The organism is Streptococcus sp. HMSC077F03 (genome assembly GCF_001812375.1).
In the GTDB taxonomy this organism is placed as follows: Bacteria; Bacillota; Bacilli; order Lactobacillales; family Streptococcaceae; genus Streptococcus; species Streptococcus oralis_S.
In genome coordinates, this window is record NZ_KV808793.1 from 196,822 (window position 1) to 213,513 (window position 16,692).

The window sequence follows — 16,692 nt, forward strand, 5'->3', positions numbered from 1 at the left end:
GAAACTTTGATAAACCAAACGAGGCTGAGATGAAATTACTTTATACTGATATTCGGACTTCTTTGACTGAAATTTTAACGAGAGAGGCAGAAGAGCTAGTTGCTGCAGGCAAGCGGGTTTTCTACATCGCCCCCAACTCTCTTTCATTTGAAAAGGAACGCGCCGTGCTGGAATGCTTGTCCCAGCAGGCTTCTTTTGCGATTACCGTCACGCGCTTTGCTCAAATGGCTCGTTACCTAGTTTTAAATGATTTGCCTGCCAAGACCAGTCTAGATGATATCGGCCTTGGGATGGCCTTTTATAAATGCCTTGCAGAACTGGATCCCAAAGTCTTACGTGTGTATGGTGCAATTAAGCAGGATCCTCAATTTATCCAGCAGTTGATTGAACTTTATCATGAGATGACGACTGCTCAGATGAGCTTTTTGGACTTGGAAAGTTTGACGGATGAGGATAAACGAGCAGATTTACTCTTGATTTTTGAGCAAGTGACTGCCTATCTCAATCAAGGTCAGTTGGCTCAGGGAAGTCAGTTGTCCCATTTGATTGAGGCTATTGAGAATGACAAGGTAAGCAGTGATTTCAGTCAGATTGCCTTGGTTATTGATGGATTTACCCGTTTTTCTGCCGAGGAAGAGCGTGTAGTGGATCTGCTCCATCGAAAAGGTGCCGAGATTGTTATTGGGGCTTATGCAAGCAAGAAGGCTTATAGCAGTCCGTTCACTGAAGGGAATCTCTACCAAGCCAGTGTGGAATTTCTTCATCATTTGGGGGCAAAATACCAAACACCTGCTCAGGATCGTTCTCAGACACATGAGAAAATGGATAGTTTTGACAAGGCCTCTCGTTTGCTGGAGTCTTCTTATGATTTTTCAGAACTTGCTTTAGATGTAGATGAGAAGGACAGTGAAAACCTGCAAATCTGGTCTTGTTTGACGCAAAAAGAGGAGTTGGAGCTGGTGGCTCGCGCTATTCGTCAGAAATTACATGACCATCCAGAACTGAGTTACAAGAATTTTCGCATTCTCTTAGGGGATGTGGCTTCTTACCAGTTATCACTGAAAACCATTTTTGACCAGTATCAGATTCCTTTCTATCTTGGTAGAAGTGAATCCATGGCTCATCATCCTTTGACTCAGTATGTGGAGTCTATTTTACGTTTGAAACGCTACCGTTTTCGTCAGGAGGATTTGATTAATCTCCTCAGAACTGGTCTGTATACTGACCTTAGCCAAGCGGATATTGATGCTTTTGAGCAATATCTCCGCTATCTTGGCATCAATGGCTTGCCTGCTTTTCAGCAGACCTTTACCAAATCCCACCATGGAAAATTTGATTTAGAGCGTTTAAATTCTCTTCGTCTGCGAGTTTTGGCGCCACTTGAAACCTTATTTGCCAGTCGAAAACAAAAGGCTGAAAATCTCTTGCAAAAGTGGAATACTTTTCTAAAAAATGCTGCTTTAAGCAAGCAGATGCATGGTTTAACATCTACTATGGAGGCTTATGAACAGGAAAGACAAGCCGAAGTTTGGAAGGCTTTCTGCCATGTTTTAGAACAATTTGCGACCGTTTTCGCTGGTACACAGGTTAGTCTAGAGGATTTCCTAGCCTTGCTCCATTCTGGAATGAGCTTATCCCAGTATCGTACCATTCCAGCGACAGTGGACACTGTTCTGGTGCAGAGTTACGATTTGATTGCGCCCTTAACGGCTGACTTTGTCTATGCCATCGGACTGACTCAGGATCATTTACCAAAAATTGCGCAAAACATCAGTCTTTTGACAGATGAAGAACGACAAAGTCTAAACCAAGCGACTGAGGAGGGAGCACAATTACTGATTGCAAGTAGTGAAAACCTCAAGAAAAATCGCTATACCATGCTTTCCTTGGTCAATGCTGCTCGTAAGCAGTTGGTGTTATCCGCTCCAAGTCTCCTCAATGAAAATGAGAGCAAGGAATCGGCCTATCTTCAGGAACTGGTGAGTTTTGGATTTAGCCGGATAGAAAAGAAAATTCATCAAAAAAGTCTGTCTAAGGATGATATGGGTTCTTATCACAGTCTTTTGTCTAGTCTGGTTGCCTATCACCAGCAGTATGAGACGAGTGATACAGAGCAAGATGTGACCTTTGTCAAGGTTCTGGCGCGTGTGATGGGGAAAAAACTTGATCAGAAAGGTCTTACAAATCCAGCTATCCCAACTAATCCAAGTAGCAAGCCATTAGAGAAAGAGACCTTGCAGGCTCTCTATCCCGCTGACAAGGAGTTTTACCTTTCTACGTCTGGTTTGACGGAGTTTTACCGCAATGAATACAGTTATTTCCTCCGTTATGTCTTAGGTTTGCAGGAAGAATTGCGCCTACGTCCTGATGCTCGCAGTCATGGGAATTTCTTGCATCGTATTTTTGAACGGGCCTTGAAACTGCCTGATGAAGATTCCTTTGATAAGCGTTTGGAACAAGCCATTAAGGAAACCAGCCAAGAACGCGAATTTGAGGCTATTTATCAGGAAAGTTTGGAAGCCCAGTTTACAAAGGAAATTCTACTTGATGTTGCGCGAACTACGGGCCACATCCTTCGTCATAATCCAGCCATTGAAACCATCCAAGAGGAAGCAACATTTGGTGGTAAAGATCAAGCCTTTATTCAATTGGATAATGGTCGGAGTGTCCATGTGCGAGGCAAGGTTGATCGCATTGACCGCCTGAAAGCTGATGGAGCGTTAGGAGTGGTAGACTACAAGTCTAGTCTGACTCAGTTCCAGTTTCCGAATTTCTTTAATGGGCTTAATTCCCAACTGCCCACCTATCTTGCTGCCCTAAAAAGAGAAGGGGAGCAGAACTTTTTCGGAGCTATGTACTTGGAAATGGCTGAACCCGTCCAATCTTTATTAGCTGTTAAAAGTCTGGCAGGAGCAGTAGTAGAAGCCAGCAAATCAATGAAATACCAAGGACTCTTTTTAGAAAAAGAAAGCAGTCACTTGGGCGAGTTTTATAACAAAAACAAGGCCAATCAGCTGACAGACGAGGAGTTCCAGCTCCTGCTGGACTATAATGCCCACCTGTATAAGAAGGTAGCTGAGAAGATTTTACAAGGTCAGTTTGCCATTAATCCCTATACCGAAAATGGCAGAAGCATTGCCCCATACGTCCAGCAACACCAAGCCATCACAGGTTTTGAAGCAAATTACCACTTAGGACAAGCCCGTTTCCTAGAGAAGTTGGACTTAGCTGATGGCAAGCGTCTGGTTGGAGAAAAGCTCAAGCAAGCTTGGTTTGAGAAAATGAGAGAGGAGTTGAATCGATGAAGCCCATTTCCTTTTTAACTGAGGAAGAAATTCAAAAACTGCAAGAAGCAGAAGCGAGTTCGAACAAGGAACAGAAGAAAACAGCTGAGCAAATCGAAGCCATTTATACGGCAGGGCAAAATATCCTAGTTTCAGCATCCGCTGGTTCAGGGAAGACCTTTGTCATGGCAGAGCGTATTCTGGATCAGTTAGCCCGTGGTGTCGAAATTTCTCAACTCTTTATCTCGACCTTTACCGTCAAGGCTGCCACTGAACTAAAAGGACGTTTGGAGAAAAAAATCAGCCAACAAATCCAAGAAACCGATGATGTTGATCTCAAACAACACTTGGGACGTCAGTTGGCAGACCTGCCAAACGCTGCCATCGGAACCATGGACTCCTTCACACAAAAATTCCTTGGCAAGCATGGTTATCTGATTGATATCGCACCGAACTTCCGTATTCTACAAAATGAAAGTGAACAGTTACTCTTAAAGAACGAAGTTTTTCATCAGGTTTTTGAAGCCCATTACCAAGATGAAAATAAAGAGAACTTTAGTCGCTTGGTCAAGAACTTTGCTGGACGAGGCAAGGATGAACGTGGTCTGCGCCAACAAGTCTACAAAATCTATGATTTCCTCCAATCCACCAGCAGTCCACAAAAATGGTTGAACGAGTCTTTTCTCAAAGGGTTTGAGGAAGCTGACTTTGCAAATGAAAAAGACAAACTGACCGAGCAAATCAAGCAAGCGCTTTGGAATTTGGAAAGCTTTTTCCGTTATCATCTGGATAATGATGCCAAGGAGTTTCCCAAAGCTGCCTATTTAGAAGCTATGCAACAGGTTCTGGATGAAATTAGTTCCTTAAATCAAGAGTCCGATAGCCAGGCTTATCAAGCAGTTCTTGCGCGTATTGTCGTCATCTCTAAGGAGAAAAATGGTCGAGCTCTGGCTAATTCTAGTCGTAAGGCCGATTTGAAACCACTGGCTGATGCCTATAACGATGAGAGAAAGGTCCAGTTTGCTAAACTAGGACAACTGGCGGACCAGATAACCATTCTCGACTATCAAGAACGTTATCATGAAGATACTTGGGAGCTAGCTAAAACCTTCCAAACATTTATGAGTGATTTTGTGGAGGCTTATCGCGAACGTAAACGCCAAGAAAATGCCTTTGAATTCGCTGATATCAGTCATTACACCATTGAGATTTTAGAGAATTTCCCACAAGTTCGCGAGACTTATCAAGAGAGATTTCACGAAGTCATGGTCGATGAGTATCAGGATACCAACCACATTCAAGAGAGAATGTTGGAATTGCTGTCGAATGGTCACAATCGCTTTATGGTTGGAGATATCAAGCAGTCCATCTACCGTTTCCGTCAGGCAGATCCGCAGATTTTCAATGAGAAATTCCAACGCTATGCGCATAATCCTCAAGAAGGCAAGTTGATTCTACTCAAGGAAAATTTCCGTAGTAGTTCAGAAGTGCTATCGGCAACCAATGATGTTTTTGGACGCCTTATGGACCAAGAGGTCGGCGAAATCAACTATGATAGCATGCACCAGCTTGTTTTTGTCAATACTAAACTAACTCCCAATCCAGAAAATAAGGCAGAATTTCTCCTCTACGATAAGGACGACAGCGGACAAGAGGAGGAAGAGAGCCAAACAGAAACAAAACTCACTGGGGAAATGCGTCTGGTCATCAAGGAAATCTTGAAACTTTATCAGGAAAAAAGTGTTGCTTTTAAAGAAATCGCACTTTTGACCTCCAGTCGCAGTCGAAATGACCAGATTCTCCTCGCCCTGTCTGAGTACGGAATTCCTGTTAAAACCGACGGCGAGCAAAATAACTACCTCCAATCCCTGGAAGTGCAAGTCATGTTGGATACGCTTCGTGTCATCCACAATCCCCTGCAAGACTATGCCTTGGTTGCCCTTATGAAGTCTCCTATGTTTAGCTTTGATGAGGACGAGTTGGCACGCTTGTCCCTTCAGAAAGCAACTGATAAAGTCCAAGAAAATCTCTATGAGAAACTGGTCAATGCTCATAAACAAGCAGCTAGCCAGAAAGAGTTAATTCACACAGATCTAGCAGAAAAATTAAATCAATTCATGGATATCTTGGATTCTTGGCGCTTATATGCGAAAACCCACTCTCTCTATGACTTGATTTGGAAGATTTATAATGACCGTTTTTATTATGACTATGTTGGGGCTTTGCCAAATGGCCCTGCTAGACAGGCCAATCTCTATGCCCTAGCGCTACGTGCTGATCAGTTTGAAAAGAGCAATTTCAAGGGCTTATCACGTTTTATCCGTATGATTGACCAAGTTTTAGAGGCTCAGCATGACCTCGCAAGCGTAGCTGTCGCTCCACCTAAAGATGCCGTGGAACTCATGACCATTCACAAGAGCAAAGGACTGGAGTTTCCTTACGTCTTTATCCTCAATATGGATCAGGACTTCAACAAGCAAGACTCGATGTCAGAAGTTATTCTCAGTCGTCAAAATGGGCTTGGTGTCAAATACATTGCCAAGGTAGAAACAGGAGCAGTGGAAGCACACTATCCTAAAACCATTAAACTCTCCATTCCTAGCCTTACCTATACCCAGAATGAAGAAGAACTGCAACTGGCTAGCTATTCAGAGCAGATGCGTTTGCTGTATGTTGCCATGACGAGGGCTGAGAAAAAGCTCTATCTTGTCGGTAAGGGTTCTCGTGAAAAGCTAGAAGCCAAGGAATACCCGCCAGCAAATATCGGAAAATTAGATAGCAATACCAGACTGCAAGCAAGAAATTTTCAAGATTGGATCTGGGCTATCAGTAAAGTATTTGCCAAGGACAATCTCAACTTTAGCTATCGTTTTGTTGGTGAAGATCAGTTGACTAGAGAAGCTATCGGAGAGTTGGAAAACAAGAGTTCTCTACAAGATAGATCTCAAGCAGACAATCGCCAGTCAGAAACCATCAAAGAAGCTTTAGGAATGCTGAAAGAGGTGGAAGTTTATAATACTCTTCACCGCGCAGCTATTGAGCTTCCTAGTGTTCAAACCCCAAGCCAAATCAAGAAATTCTACGAACCCGTTATGGATATGGAAGGGGTACAAATTGCTAACCAAACTCAATCAACTGAGAAGAAAATCAGCTTTGATTTACCAGATTTTTCAACTAAAGAAAAGGTAACTGGAGCTGAGATTGGTAGTGCCACCCATGAACTGATGCAGAGAATGGACCTTGGTCAGCAACCAACACTTGCTAGCCTGACAGAAACTCTCAATCAAGTTCAGACTAGTCCAGCTGTTAGAGACAAGATCAATCTTTCTAAAATTCTTGCCTTCTTTGATACAGCACTTGGTCAGGAAATTCTTGCTAATACAGACCATCTCTACCGCGAGCAACCTTTTTCTATGCTCAAGCGGGACCAAAAAAGTCAGGAAGACTTTGTTGTTCGTGGGATCTTGGACGGCTATCTACTTTACGAGGACAGAATTATTCTTTTCGACTATAAGACAGACCGTTACGATCAACCAAGTCAACTCATAGACCGCTATCGTGGCCAGTTAGCCCTATACGGTGAGGCCTTATCACGAGCCTATTCGATTGAAAACATTGAAAAATACTTGATCTTGCTCGGCAAAGACGAGGTTCAAGTTGTAAAAGTATAACCTAGAAAGGAGACCTCATGACACTTCCAGTTAGAAAATCCCTGCACGATGCGGTTTTACAGGCTTCAAAAGCCGATACTTGGGATCAAGCTACCAAGGAATGGAATGAAGTCTCCTTGATTTTTAATGGTATTGGCCGTAGTAATTGTGTTTGCGGGAATGCCATTAAATACTCTTACGAACTCTTTAATACTGTCACAGCTCAGCGTCTTTTTCCTATCGGAAGCGACTGTGTTCGCCATTTTCATCGTATTAGCCTCGATCAGCAACTAGAAGAGGAAGAAAAACTACTCAGAAAAGTTGAAAACCTAACCAGAAAGGCTCAGAAAAAGGAAAAAATCAAGGTTAATAAAAGTGACTTTGACGAACGACTTCTAAAATGGTTTTGGGAGAAAGGTGTTTTCAAAGCCAATCGTGGCAATCAATTCGCACCTGAGAGAGACTATCAGCTCTTCCTAGAGGTCTTTCAAGGCGGAAGTTGGACCAAGGCAGAGCCAAAGAAGAAGGCTCGTATGGAAGAAGTGCTGGAAAAGTGTATCAAACCTTTTTTACTTGGTAAGACCGATGACCAACTCTACCTTGTCAAACTAGGCAAGGAGAAAATCGACTACGAGCAGCATTTACGGATTCAGGCAGAGAAAGAACGCAAGAAGAGAGATAAAATCGCCAAGCAATACGCTGACAACCTCATTCTTGCTATGGGGCCTGCAGAACGAGCCTATCAAGATTACTTCGGCTTTACAGAAACCTTGACCCAAGAAGAACGAAAATGGGAAAAAATCCTCTTTGGTAAGAATAGGGACGAACGGGCTATCAAGGCTAAACAAAACCAAAAGGAGTTGGAAAAGGATCAGCGAATTGCAAATCAAGATCCTATTGAACGAAAGCAGAAGCAGACTTGGCTTCTCAATTCCTATTTTCGGGATTTGCCTGATGAAAAATCCAGATTTTCTCGGCTCCTATTAGAATATCGAAAAAGTGGAGAAGTACGCTTTTCAGATGAATACTTATCTGAGCATCTCATCGACTTTTTTTACAAGATGAAAGCCTTTGAGTTTGAGATTGCTCCGGAACAAGCTGCTGAATTTTTAAAAGAATGCCTTCAGGCAGAACATCTGTCATCTGCACAAGAAAGCTGGACTAGAGGGATTCTCCTCAATTGTCTTCATCCGTTTTTAGATAGGTTACTCATATAGAAAAAATCCTACCTTGTCTATGCATGGTAGGATTTAAGTATCTCCAAAGATGTACTGGTAAAGTTGGACGACTTTCTGAAAACATTGTGTGTCCATTCTTGTTATTTTTTGAGCATTACGCATCCGAAAATCAAAGGTATACAGTTGAAATGGATTGACAGCGCCATCTACCTTGTCCGATGAGACAGGAACGAGCAAGCCTTTTTCTGCCAAGCGTTGTTGGCCATGAGTGATAGGACAGACAGCTACAAAACCAGTTTGCAAGGCATATTCTCTCCTAGAAACTACCAAGGCAGGTCGCCGTTTCTGGATTTCTCGACCGACTGATGGATCAAAGTCCAGCCAAATGATATCCTGCTTTTCAGGAATATACTCAGATTTCGCTATCAAGTGACCTTACTCCTTCAAAATCATTTGTCATTCTCAAATCAGTAATCCCATCAAAAGGATCTTTCAGTTTTGGAGCTAAGACAATGACTCCGTCAATCCCTTTGTAGACGACCATTTCTTGACCTTCTGTCATCCCCAAATTTTTAGGAATGGTCACAGTGAGCGAATTTCCCACCTTGCGAGTCTTTACTGTATTCATTGCTCTACCTCCACGAATTAGTATACACTAAGTATATACCTGAAAACAAAAAAAGTCAAGTAAATCGTTACTGACCTCAAGGATGTTTCGGACGATTACTATTTGTGATTTATTATGGTCAAAGCCTGTGCAAAAGTTCCTCATTTATGATAGAATAGGTAGTAAGAAAGAAAACGTTTTTACTACGTTTTTTTTAGTCGGAAGGGGAAAATATTATGGCTACTATTCAATGGTTTCCGGGTCACATGTCTAAGGCTCGGCGGCAAGTTCAGGAGAATCTTAAGTTTGTTGATTTTGTGACGATTTTGGTGGATGCTCGGCTACCTTTATCTAGTCAAAATCCTATGTTAACCAAGATTGTTGGCGATAAACCAAAGCTCTTGATTTTAAATAAGGCGGATCTTGCTGATCCTGCAATGACCAAAGAATGGCGTCAGTATTTTGAATCACAGGGAATCCAAACTCTGGCTATCAACTCCAAAGAGCAAGTAACTGTAAAAGTTGTTACTGATGCTGCTAAAAAGCTCATGGCTGATAAGATTGCACGCCAGAAAGAACGAGGTATCAAGATCGAAACCTTGCGGACCATGATTATCGGAATTCCAAATGCCGGTAAGTCAACTCTCATGAACCGTTTGGCTGGGAAAAAGATTGCAGTTGTCGGCAATAAACCAGGTGTTACCAAAGGGCAACAGTGGCTCAAAACCAACAAAGACCTTGAAATTTTAGACACACCAGGGATTCTCTGGCCTAAGTTCGAAGACGAAACCGTTGCTTTGAAACTAGCCTTGACTGGAGCAATTAAAGATCAACTACTCCCTATGGATGAAGTCACCATTTTTGGTCTCAATTATTTCAAAAAACATTATCCAGATAAGCTAGCTGAACGCTTCAAACAAATGAAAATTGAAGAAGAAGCTCCTGTTATCATCATGGATATGACACGTGCCCTCGGTTTCCGAGACGACTACGACCGTTTTTACAGTCTCTTCGTGAAGGAAGTTCGTGATGGAAAACTCGGTACCTATACCTTAGATACATTGGACGACATCGATGACGACGATTAAAGAAATCAAAGAACTTCTTGCGACTGTCAAAGAATTAGACAATCCTCTTTTTCTGGAATTCGAAAAGGATACTCGTTCTGGAGTTCAAAAGGAAATCAGCAAGCGTAAAAAAGCTATTCAGGTTGAACTAGATGAAGACCTTCGTTTAGAATCCATGCTTTCCTATGAAAAAGAACTTTACAAGCAAGGAGTGACCTTTATAGCAGGAGTTGACGAGGTCGGCCGTGGTCCACTGGCTGGACCTGTGGTCGCTGCAGCCGTTATTTTACCAATAAATTGTAAGATTAAAGCCCTCAACGATAGCAAAAAAATCCCTAAAAAGAAACATCTGGAAATTTATTATGCTGTTCAAGACCAAGCCTTAGCAATCGGGATTGGTATCATGGATAATCACATCATTGACCAAGTCAATATCTATGAAGCAACCAAACTGGCCATGAAGAAAGCAATCTCCCAGCTCAGACCCCAACCTGAGCACCTCTTGATTGATGCCATGCAGCTTGATGTACCGATTTCCCAAACAGCAATCATAAAGGGAGATGCGAACTCCCTCTCAATCGCAGCTGCATCCATAGTTGCCAAGGTGACACGGGATGAATTGATGAAGAAATACGATCAGCAATATCCTGGCTATGATTTTATAGCTAATGCAGGCTATGGAACAGCTAAACATCTAGAAGGACTGGAAAAGCTAGGTGTCACCCCAATTCACCGAACCAGTTTTGAACCAGTCAAAACACTGGTTTCAACTAAGAAAGACAAGTAAGAGGAAATGATTATGGAGGAACAGTCAGAAACACTCAGTTCCAAGAAAGAATTTGCCTTTGCCTCAAGCACCATATTATCCCAAGTTGGACGAGGAATCATTGTTGGTCTTGTCGTCGGGCTAATCGTCGGATCCTTTCGTTTCTTAATCGAAAAGGGCTTCCATCTGATACAAGGACTCTATCAAGAACCAGCGCACCTAGTGCGCAATCTTTTTATCATTGGTTTATTTTATGTATTCGTTTGCTGGCTCAGTGCGAAACTAACTCGGTCAGAAAAAGATATCAAGGGTTCAGGAATTCCTCAAGTCGAAGCCGAACTAAAGGGACTGATGACTCTCAATTGGTGGAGTGTCCTTTGGAAAAAATATGTATTAGGGATTCTTGCTATTGCAAGTGGACTTATGCTAGGTCGAGAAGGACCAAGTATTCAACTTGGAGCAGTTGGTGGCAAAGGCATCGCCAAGTGGCTAAAATCCAGTCCAGTAGAGGAACGTTCCCTGATTGCCAGTGGAGCTGCTGCAGGTTTAGCCGCTGCCTTTAATGCACCGATTGCAGGCCTCCTCTTTGTTGTAGAGGAAGTCTATCACCATTTTTCACGATTTTTCTGGGTATCAACTCTAGCAGCTAGTCTCGTAGCAAACTTTGTTTCTCTGCTCATATTTGGCTTAACACCCGTACTGGATATGCCTGACAACATTCCTCTCATGAACCTAGACCAGTATTGGATATACCTCCTTATGGGAATTTTTCTCGGGCTTTCTGGTTTTCTCTATGAGAAAGCTGTACTCAATGTTGGTCGAATTTATGACTGGATTGGTCAAAAAATCCATTTGGATAGAGCTTATTATCCAATACTAGCCTTTATCCTTATCGTACCAGTCGGGATTTTCTTGCCACAAATTCTCGGTGGTGGAAATCAGGTCGTTCTTTCCTTGACTGAGCAAAATTTTAGTTTTCAAGTTCTATTAGCTTACTTTTTGATTCGCTTTGTTTGGAGCATGATTAGCTATGGAAGTGGCCTCCCAGGAGGAATTTTCCTTCCCATTCTGGCGCTTGGTTCCTTACTTGGTGCCCTAGTTGGTATCATTTGTGTCAATCTCGGGCTTGTCAGTCAGGAGCAATTCCCTATATTTGTCATTTTAGGAATGAGTGGCTACTTTGGGGCAATATCCAAGGCTCCTTTAACTGCCATGATACTCGTAACCGAAATGGTTGGAGATATTCGCAACCTCATGCCACTTGGCTTAGTGACCTTGGTTGCCTACATCGTCATGGATCTACTCAAGGGTGCTCCAGTCTATGAGGCCATGCTAGAAAAAATGTTGCCAGAAGAAGCGACAGATGAAGGAGAAGTCACCCTCATTGAAATTCCTGTATCAGATAAAATCGCTGGAAAGCAGGTTCACGAGCTCAACTTACCACATAACATACTCATCACTACCCAAGTCCATAATGGCAAAAGCCAAACAGTTAACGGCTCAACTAGAATGTATCTTGGCGATATGATTCACCTAGTGATTCCAAAAAGTGAAATTGGAAGAGTCAAAGATTTGTTGTTGTAGATGATATTTGCATAATATAAATTATGTAAATTAAGATTGTAATTTAATACTTTTAAAAACCGTTTTCAGCAATGAGATCGGTTTTTACTTCTTATATAGTTAAAATTAATTTAAAATATTGTATAATAAGAAAAAGGAGGAAATCTTAAATGAACAATTCCAGCAATAAAAAAAGTCATAAATGGCTATTAATCGTTTTGTTACTCGCAATCATCACAGCAGGAGGTGTTTTTATGTTTTCTAAGTTAGGGAAATCCCAAGAAGAGCGTCGGAATAGAGAGTACGAAGTTAGTTTGGTTGAAACTTTAAAAGATAGTTATGAGGGTATTGAAGAAATTAGATTTTCTAATGCAAACTACACAAATCCGCCAGGAAGTTGGACTTGCGTAGTTGAACTATATTTTAATGAGAGAAGCATAAAATATAAAATTAATTATTCAAAAAAAGATAAACGTATTTCTGATGTATCTTTAGAGAGAGAGAATAGAAAAAAGGACCGAGAATTTTTAAATAGTCACTTGGGTAAGACTAGTAAACTCACAAAAATTATTTATTCAGATGGTTCAGAAGGAGAATATTAATGGTATACACTTATACCGATAAACAACTCAATGAATTAAATCACGGAAAAAATGTTTATAGTGTAAATTTTGAATATGCTGAAAGGGAAGTTGAAAAGAAAGTTGTAGCCAAAACAAATGATAAGTTATCTTCGGATCAAACCAACACTATAACCACCTCAGATGGTCGAGAATTCCGTGTTGTTGCCACTAAGTCTGACCCAGTAACAGGTTTTGATGGGCTGGCAGTTGCTCCAATTGTCAACGGTGAACCAGATTATAAAAATGTAGCTGTGATTGCTGCAGGAACGGTTCCAGAAAATCCTACTAAGACTGATAGAAGTAAATCAACTTTTTCTTATTATAGTGTAATATATTCTAATCTTATAGTATAATAAGAAAAAGGAGAAAAGCCCAAATGAATAATTCCAACACTAAAAAAAGTCATAAAAGGTTACTAATCGTTTTGTTACTCGCAACCATCACAGCAGGAGGTATATTTATGTTTAGCATGTTAGGGAAGTCTCAAGAGGAACGTCGGAATAGAGAGTATGAAGTTAGTTTGGTGAATGCTTTAAAAAATTCTTACCAAGGGATTGAGGAGATTAAGATTACGGAACCTTATTATAGTGAGAAACCAGGATCATGGTCTTGTGATATTGAAATAAAGTTCAGTGATAATCAAATGATAACTTATGGAATTAATCACAGATTAACTTATAAAGAAAACCACGATGGCCTTATGAAAGGAAATACTGATGAAGAAATTAATCAACAATGGTTAAAACTAAAAAAACACATTGGTAAAACAGAATCTACTGTATTAGTGCAATATTCAAATGGTGAAACAGGAGAACAATAATGACATTTAATTATACTGATAATCAATTGAATAATTTAAATCAAGATTTTGCTGTTTATAGTGTTAATAAAGAATTTTCAGATAGAAATAAAAAGAAATTTGTGACAGCTATTCCAAAAAATGAAAATGAAACCAACACTATAACCACCTCCGATGGTCAAGAATTCCGTGTTGTTGCCACTAAGTCTGACACTGAAACAGGTTTTGATGGACTGGCAGTTGCTCCAATTGTCAACGGCAAACCAGATTATAAAAATGTAGCTGTGATTGCGGCAGGAACTGACCCTGATAGTCCGGTGAATAAAACTATGTTTAGTTCACGAGATGTCAATAGTGCCGTAATTGCAAGGCAAACTTATTTATCTCCACAATATAAGGTTGCCGACCAATTCGTAAAAGAGATTATGGACGATCCCAGATATGAAGTCAGTCAACTATCGGGCTATTCACAAGGGGCTTATATGCTTAAAGTAGGGGCTAAATATCACATACCAACAACCACCTTTAATGCTTGGTTTAAATATGGAGCACTTTCATTGAAAGAAAAAGCATTTATTGAAAGTAATCCTTCTATGTTTATAGATTATCGTAAAAAAAATGATGATGTAGTAGTCTGGAATGATTTCAACCATCCAGAATGGTATAATACTACCACTACAAATTCTATGCCTAGTACGATTCACTGGCTTGATGGTTCGAGTCATAAAATTGGTGACTGGGAGTTTGATCCTGTAACTGGTCAACTTGTAGATGGTAAAGGTGGGAAACCCTTAATCAGTGGCGTTTATCGAGCGTATGCCAACAGTCTCCGAGGAATGGCTCATTACAAGGACTTGAAGTCAAAATGGTCATCAGGTGGCATTAGTAGCTCTGAGGAAATATACTTAGATGCAGCTCAGGGTTCTATCTTATCGTCATCTATGGCTACAGCAGCAAGAACTGGAGCTGATGAAGTGAGCGCCTTAGCCAAAAAAGCCAATCAAGAATTACAAGAAATTTGGTCAAAAATCGACTTTACGAGCTACACAGCATTAGCTCCCTATGAGGTTGAGGCCCTTTTTGCTAGTCAAGGCATCACTCAAGCACAGTTTATCGATACGTTTCAGGCAGAGACAAATCAAACAGCCACTAAGATGAATGCTTCCGCCCAAGCGTTTGAAAATATGGATAAACAATTACAGGAAGTCATCGAAAAAACAGTAGCTACAGATAAAAAATTAGGCAAGGAGTTTCGACAATGGAAAGAAAAGATGTAAAATGGGAGGAAATTAGAGAAAAAGAGAGAGAACTGTATACTCTAGAAGAACGATATTATCAAGAAAAGAAGAAACTTGATAACAAAGCCCTTGATCTAGACGAACGAAATGCAAACTTAGAAAAACTAATTTCCGAAGAAGTTGATAAAATGTATCATATTTTGAGAAAATTTTCGTCAACGGCTGATGATGTTAGAGACTACTTTATAGAAATAGAAAATTTGAGACACTTTTCGAATCAAGTATACAGAGATCGTAAAATTAAACTCGAAGATGAGAGAGAAAAATACGATAACGAGTTTCGCAAAAAAAGAAATGATTTAGACGAAGAATTTCACAGATTAAGGAGAGATTATGCAAGCACCAATGAATGAATACTACACAGATGAAGAATACCAGTATGCACTGAAACAAATGTATCGAATGATGGAAAGAAACCGAATCATTACGGAAGCAAAGTTAGCGATAACAGCAAAGAATAAATTAAAAGATAACTTTAATAAGGCAGCTAAGAAAATTGCTACAGAAACCAAATCAACCATTACAAGTATAAACAGCCAAATGGACACTGCAATTCAAGGTAAAGTTCGCAAGAGTCTTGAAGAAAAGATTCCGAATATGTTGCTCAAGTATGATGAAATTTAATAAAGGGTTCAGGATAACTGGGGGAAGTTAGACTTCAGTTTTAAGGTTCTTATAACATCTTTCCGAAAAACTATAATTTTCTTGAAAAATATATAAGTCTATGCTATACTACTTGTAGACTTAATTATGGAGAAAATACATGAAACGTGAGATTTTACTGGAACGAATCGACAAACTAAAACAAATCATGCCCTGGTATGTTCTGGAATACTACCAATCCAAGCTTGCTGTGCCCTACAGTTTTACAACCTTGTACGAATATCTCAAGGAATACGATCGATTTTTCAGCTGGGTTTTAGAGTCTGGAATTTCAAATGCTGATAAAATGTCTGATATTCCTTTATCTGTCTTGGAAAATATGTCTAAGAAAGATATGGAAGCTTTTATCCTATATCTACGTGAACGTCCATTGCTGAATGCTAATACAACCAAGCAAGGTGTATCTCAGACGACCATCAATCGGACCTTATCAGCACTTTCTAGTCTTTACAAGTATCTAACAGAGGAGGTTGAAAACGACCTGGGAGAACCCTATTTCTATCGTAATGTAATGAAGAAAGTTTCAACCAAGAAAAAGAAAGAAACACTTGCTGCTAGAGCTGAAAACATCAAGCAAAAACTCTTTCTAGGTGATGAAACAGAAGGTTTTCTAACTTATATCGATCAGGAGTACCCACAACAGCTCTCAAATCGCGCTCTCTCATCATTTAATAAGAACAAAGAACGTGATTTGGCCATTATTGCCCTTCTCCTAGCGTCTGGTGTCCGCTTATCTGAAGCTGTTAATCTAGATCTAAGAGACCTCAATCTCAAAATGATGGTGATCGATGTCACTCGAAAAGGGGGGAAACGTGATTCTGTCAATGTCGCTGCTTTTGCTAAGCCTTACCTAGAGAATTATCTAGCCATTCGAAATCAACGCTATAAGACGGAAAAGACAGATACTGCTCTCTTTTTGACCTTATATCGAGGCGTTCCCAATCGTATTGATGCTTCTAGTGTTGAAAAGATGGTTGCTAAGTACTCTGAGGACTTCAAAGTCCGTGTAACTCCACACAAACTCCGCCATACCCTGGCGACTAGGCTCTATGATGCTACTAAATCGCAAGTTTTGGTCAGCCATCAGCTAGGACATGCCAGTACACAAGTCACTGACCTCTATACCCATATCGTCAATGATGAACAAAAGAATGCTTTAGATAGTTTATAGAATACATAAAATTATTTATGTAA

General features: G+C 40.5%; 15 protein-coding genes. 13 read left to right on the forward strand and 2 right to left on the reverse strand.

Annotation, left to right across the window (positions count from 1 at the left end):
* Window positions 1-29: 29 nt before the first annotated feature.
* From rexB to HMPREF2853_RS06205, 3 genes are read left to right on the forward strand one after another with little or no spacing between them, the layout of a single operon-like run.
* Entirely contained in the window at window positions 30-3,305 is a 3,276-nt protein-coding gene (gene rexB, locus HMPREF2853_RS06195) for an ATP-dependent nuclease subunit B (RefSeq protein WP_000772318.1), read from the forward strand.
* On the forward strand, window positions 3,302-6,955 hold the full coding sequence (gene addA / locus HMPREF2853_RS06200; protein WP_000802723.1) for a helicase-exonuclease AddAB subunit AddA: 3,654 nt from the start codon (window positions 3,302-3,304) through the stop codon (window positions 6,953-6,955). The genes rexB and addA overlap by 4 nt, the downstream gene beginning before the upstream one ends.
* Window positions 6,956-6,972: 17 nt before the next feature.
* Window positions 6,973-8,151 (forward strand): hypothetical protein, encoded by a 1,179-nt coding sequence (locus tag HMPREF2853_RS06205; RefSeq protein ID WP_070535286.1) that lies wholly within the window; start codon window positions 6,973-6,975, stop codon window positions 8,149-8,151.
* Window positions 8,152-8,184: 33 nt separating this feature from the next.
* On the opposite strand, the gene HMPREF2853_RS06210 is transcribed toward HMPREF2853_RS06205, so the two are convergent.
* Both HMPREF2853_RS06210 and mazE read right to left on the reverse strand, forming a co-directional pair.
* Entirely contained in the window at window positions 8,185-8,541 is a 357-nt protein-coding gene (locus HMPREF2853_RS06210) for a type II toxin-antitoxin system PemK/MazF family toxin (RefSeq protein WP_042902272.1), read from the reverse strand.
* Window positions 8,525-8,740 carry a type II toxin-antitoxin system PemI/MazE family antitoxin gene (gene mazE / locus HMPREF2853_RS06215; RefSeq protein ID WP_001098942.1) on the reverse strand — a complete coding sequence of 72 codons (216 nt, stop codon included), beginning with the start codon at window positions 8,738-8,740 and terminating at the stop codon, window positions 8,525-8,527. Before mazE ends, HMPREF2853_RS06210 begins: the two co-directional genes overlap by 17 nt.
* 215 nt (window positions 8,741-8,955) lie before the next feature.
* On the opposite strand from mazE, the gene ylqF reads away from it, so the two are divergent.
* The 10 genes from ylqF to xerS all read left to right on the forward strand — a co-directional run bounded on the left by ylqF (window position 8,956) and on the right by xerS (window position 16,669).
* Window positions 8,956-9,807 carry a ribosome biogenesis GTPase YlqF gene (ylqF, locus tag HMPREF2853_RS06220; RefSeq protein ID WP_070535288.1) on the forward strand — a complete coding sequence of 284 codons (852 nt, stop codon included), beginning with the start codon at window positions 8,956-8,958 and terminating at the stop codon, window positions 9,805-9,807.
* A complete protein-coding gene (locus tag HMPREF2853_RS06225) occupies window positions 9,794-10,573 on the forward strand; it encodes a ribonuclease HII (RefSeq protein WP_070535290.1) in 780 nt (259 codons plus the stop codon). The genes ylqF and HMPREF2853_RS06225 overlap by 14 nt, the downstream gene beginning before the upstream one ends.
* 12 nt (window positions 10,574-10,585) lie before the next feature.
* Complete coding sequence (locus HMPREF2853_RS06230) at window positions 10,586-12,136, forward strand: ClC family H(+)/Cl(-) exchange transporter (RefSeq protein ID WP_070535292.1); 1,551 nt, start codon at window positions 10,586-10,588, stop codon at window positions 12,134-12,136.
* 149 nt (window positions 12,137-12,285) lie between these two features.
* On the forward strand, window positions 12,286-12,717 hold the full coding sequence (locus HMPREF2853_RS06235; RefSeq protein ID WP_070535294.1) for a hypothetical protein: 432 nt from the start codon (window positions 12,286-12,288) through the stop codon (window positions 12,715-12,717).
* Window positions 12,717-13,091 (forward strand): hypothetical protein, encoded by a 375-nt coding sequence (locus HMPREF2853_RS06240; RefSeq protein WP_070535296.1) that lies wholly within the window; start codon window positions 12,717-12,719, stop codon window positions 13,089-13,091. Before HMPREF2853_RS06235 ends, HMPREF2853_RS06240 begins: the two co-directional genes overlap by 1 nt.
* 23 nt (window positions 13,092-13,114) lie before the next feature.
* Entirely contained in the window at window positions 13,115-13,558 is a 444-nt protein-coding gene (locus tag HMPREF2853_RS06245) for a hypothetical protein (protein WP_070535298.1), read from the forward strand.
* Window positions 13,558-14,814, forward strand: coding sequence for a hypothetical protein (locus HMPREF2853_RS06250; protein WP_070535300.1), 1,257 nt, complete (start codon window positions 13,558-13,560; stop codon window positions 14,812-14,814). Before HMPREF2853_RS06245 ends, HMPREF2853_RS06250 begins: the two co-directional genes overlap by 1 nt.
* Entirely contained in the window at window positions 14,796-15,188 is a 393-nt protein-coding gene (locus HMPREF2853_RS06255) for a hypothetical protein (RefSeq protein ID WP_070535302.1), read from the forward strand. Before HMPREF2853_RS06250 ends, HMPREF2853_RS06255 begins: the two co-directional genes overlap by 19 nt.
* Complete coding sequence (locus tag HMPREF2853_RS06260) at window positions 15,169-15,459, forward strand: hypothetical protein (protein WP_001148766.1); 291 nt, start codon at window positions 15,169-15,171, stop codon at window positions 15,457-15,459. Before HMPREF2853_RS06255 ends, HMPREF2853_RS06260 begins: the two co-directional genes overlap by 20 nt.
* 139 nt (window positions 15,460-15,598) lie before the next feature.
* Complete coding sequence (gene xerS, locus HMPREF2853_RS06265) at window positions 15,599-16,669, forward strand: tyrosine recombinase XerS (RefSeq protein ID WP_000817856.1); 1,071 nt, start codon at window positions 15,599-15,601, stop codon at window positions 16,667-16,669.
* Window positions 16,670-16,692: the final 23 nt, after the last annotated feature.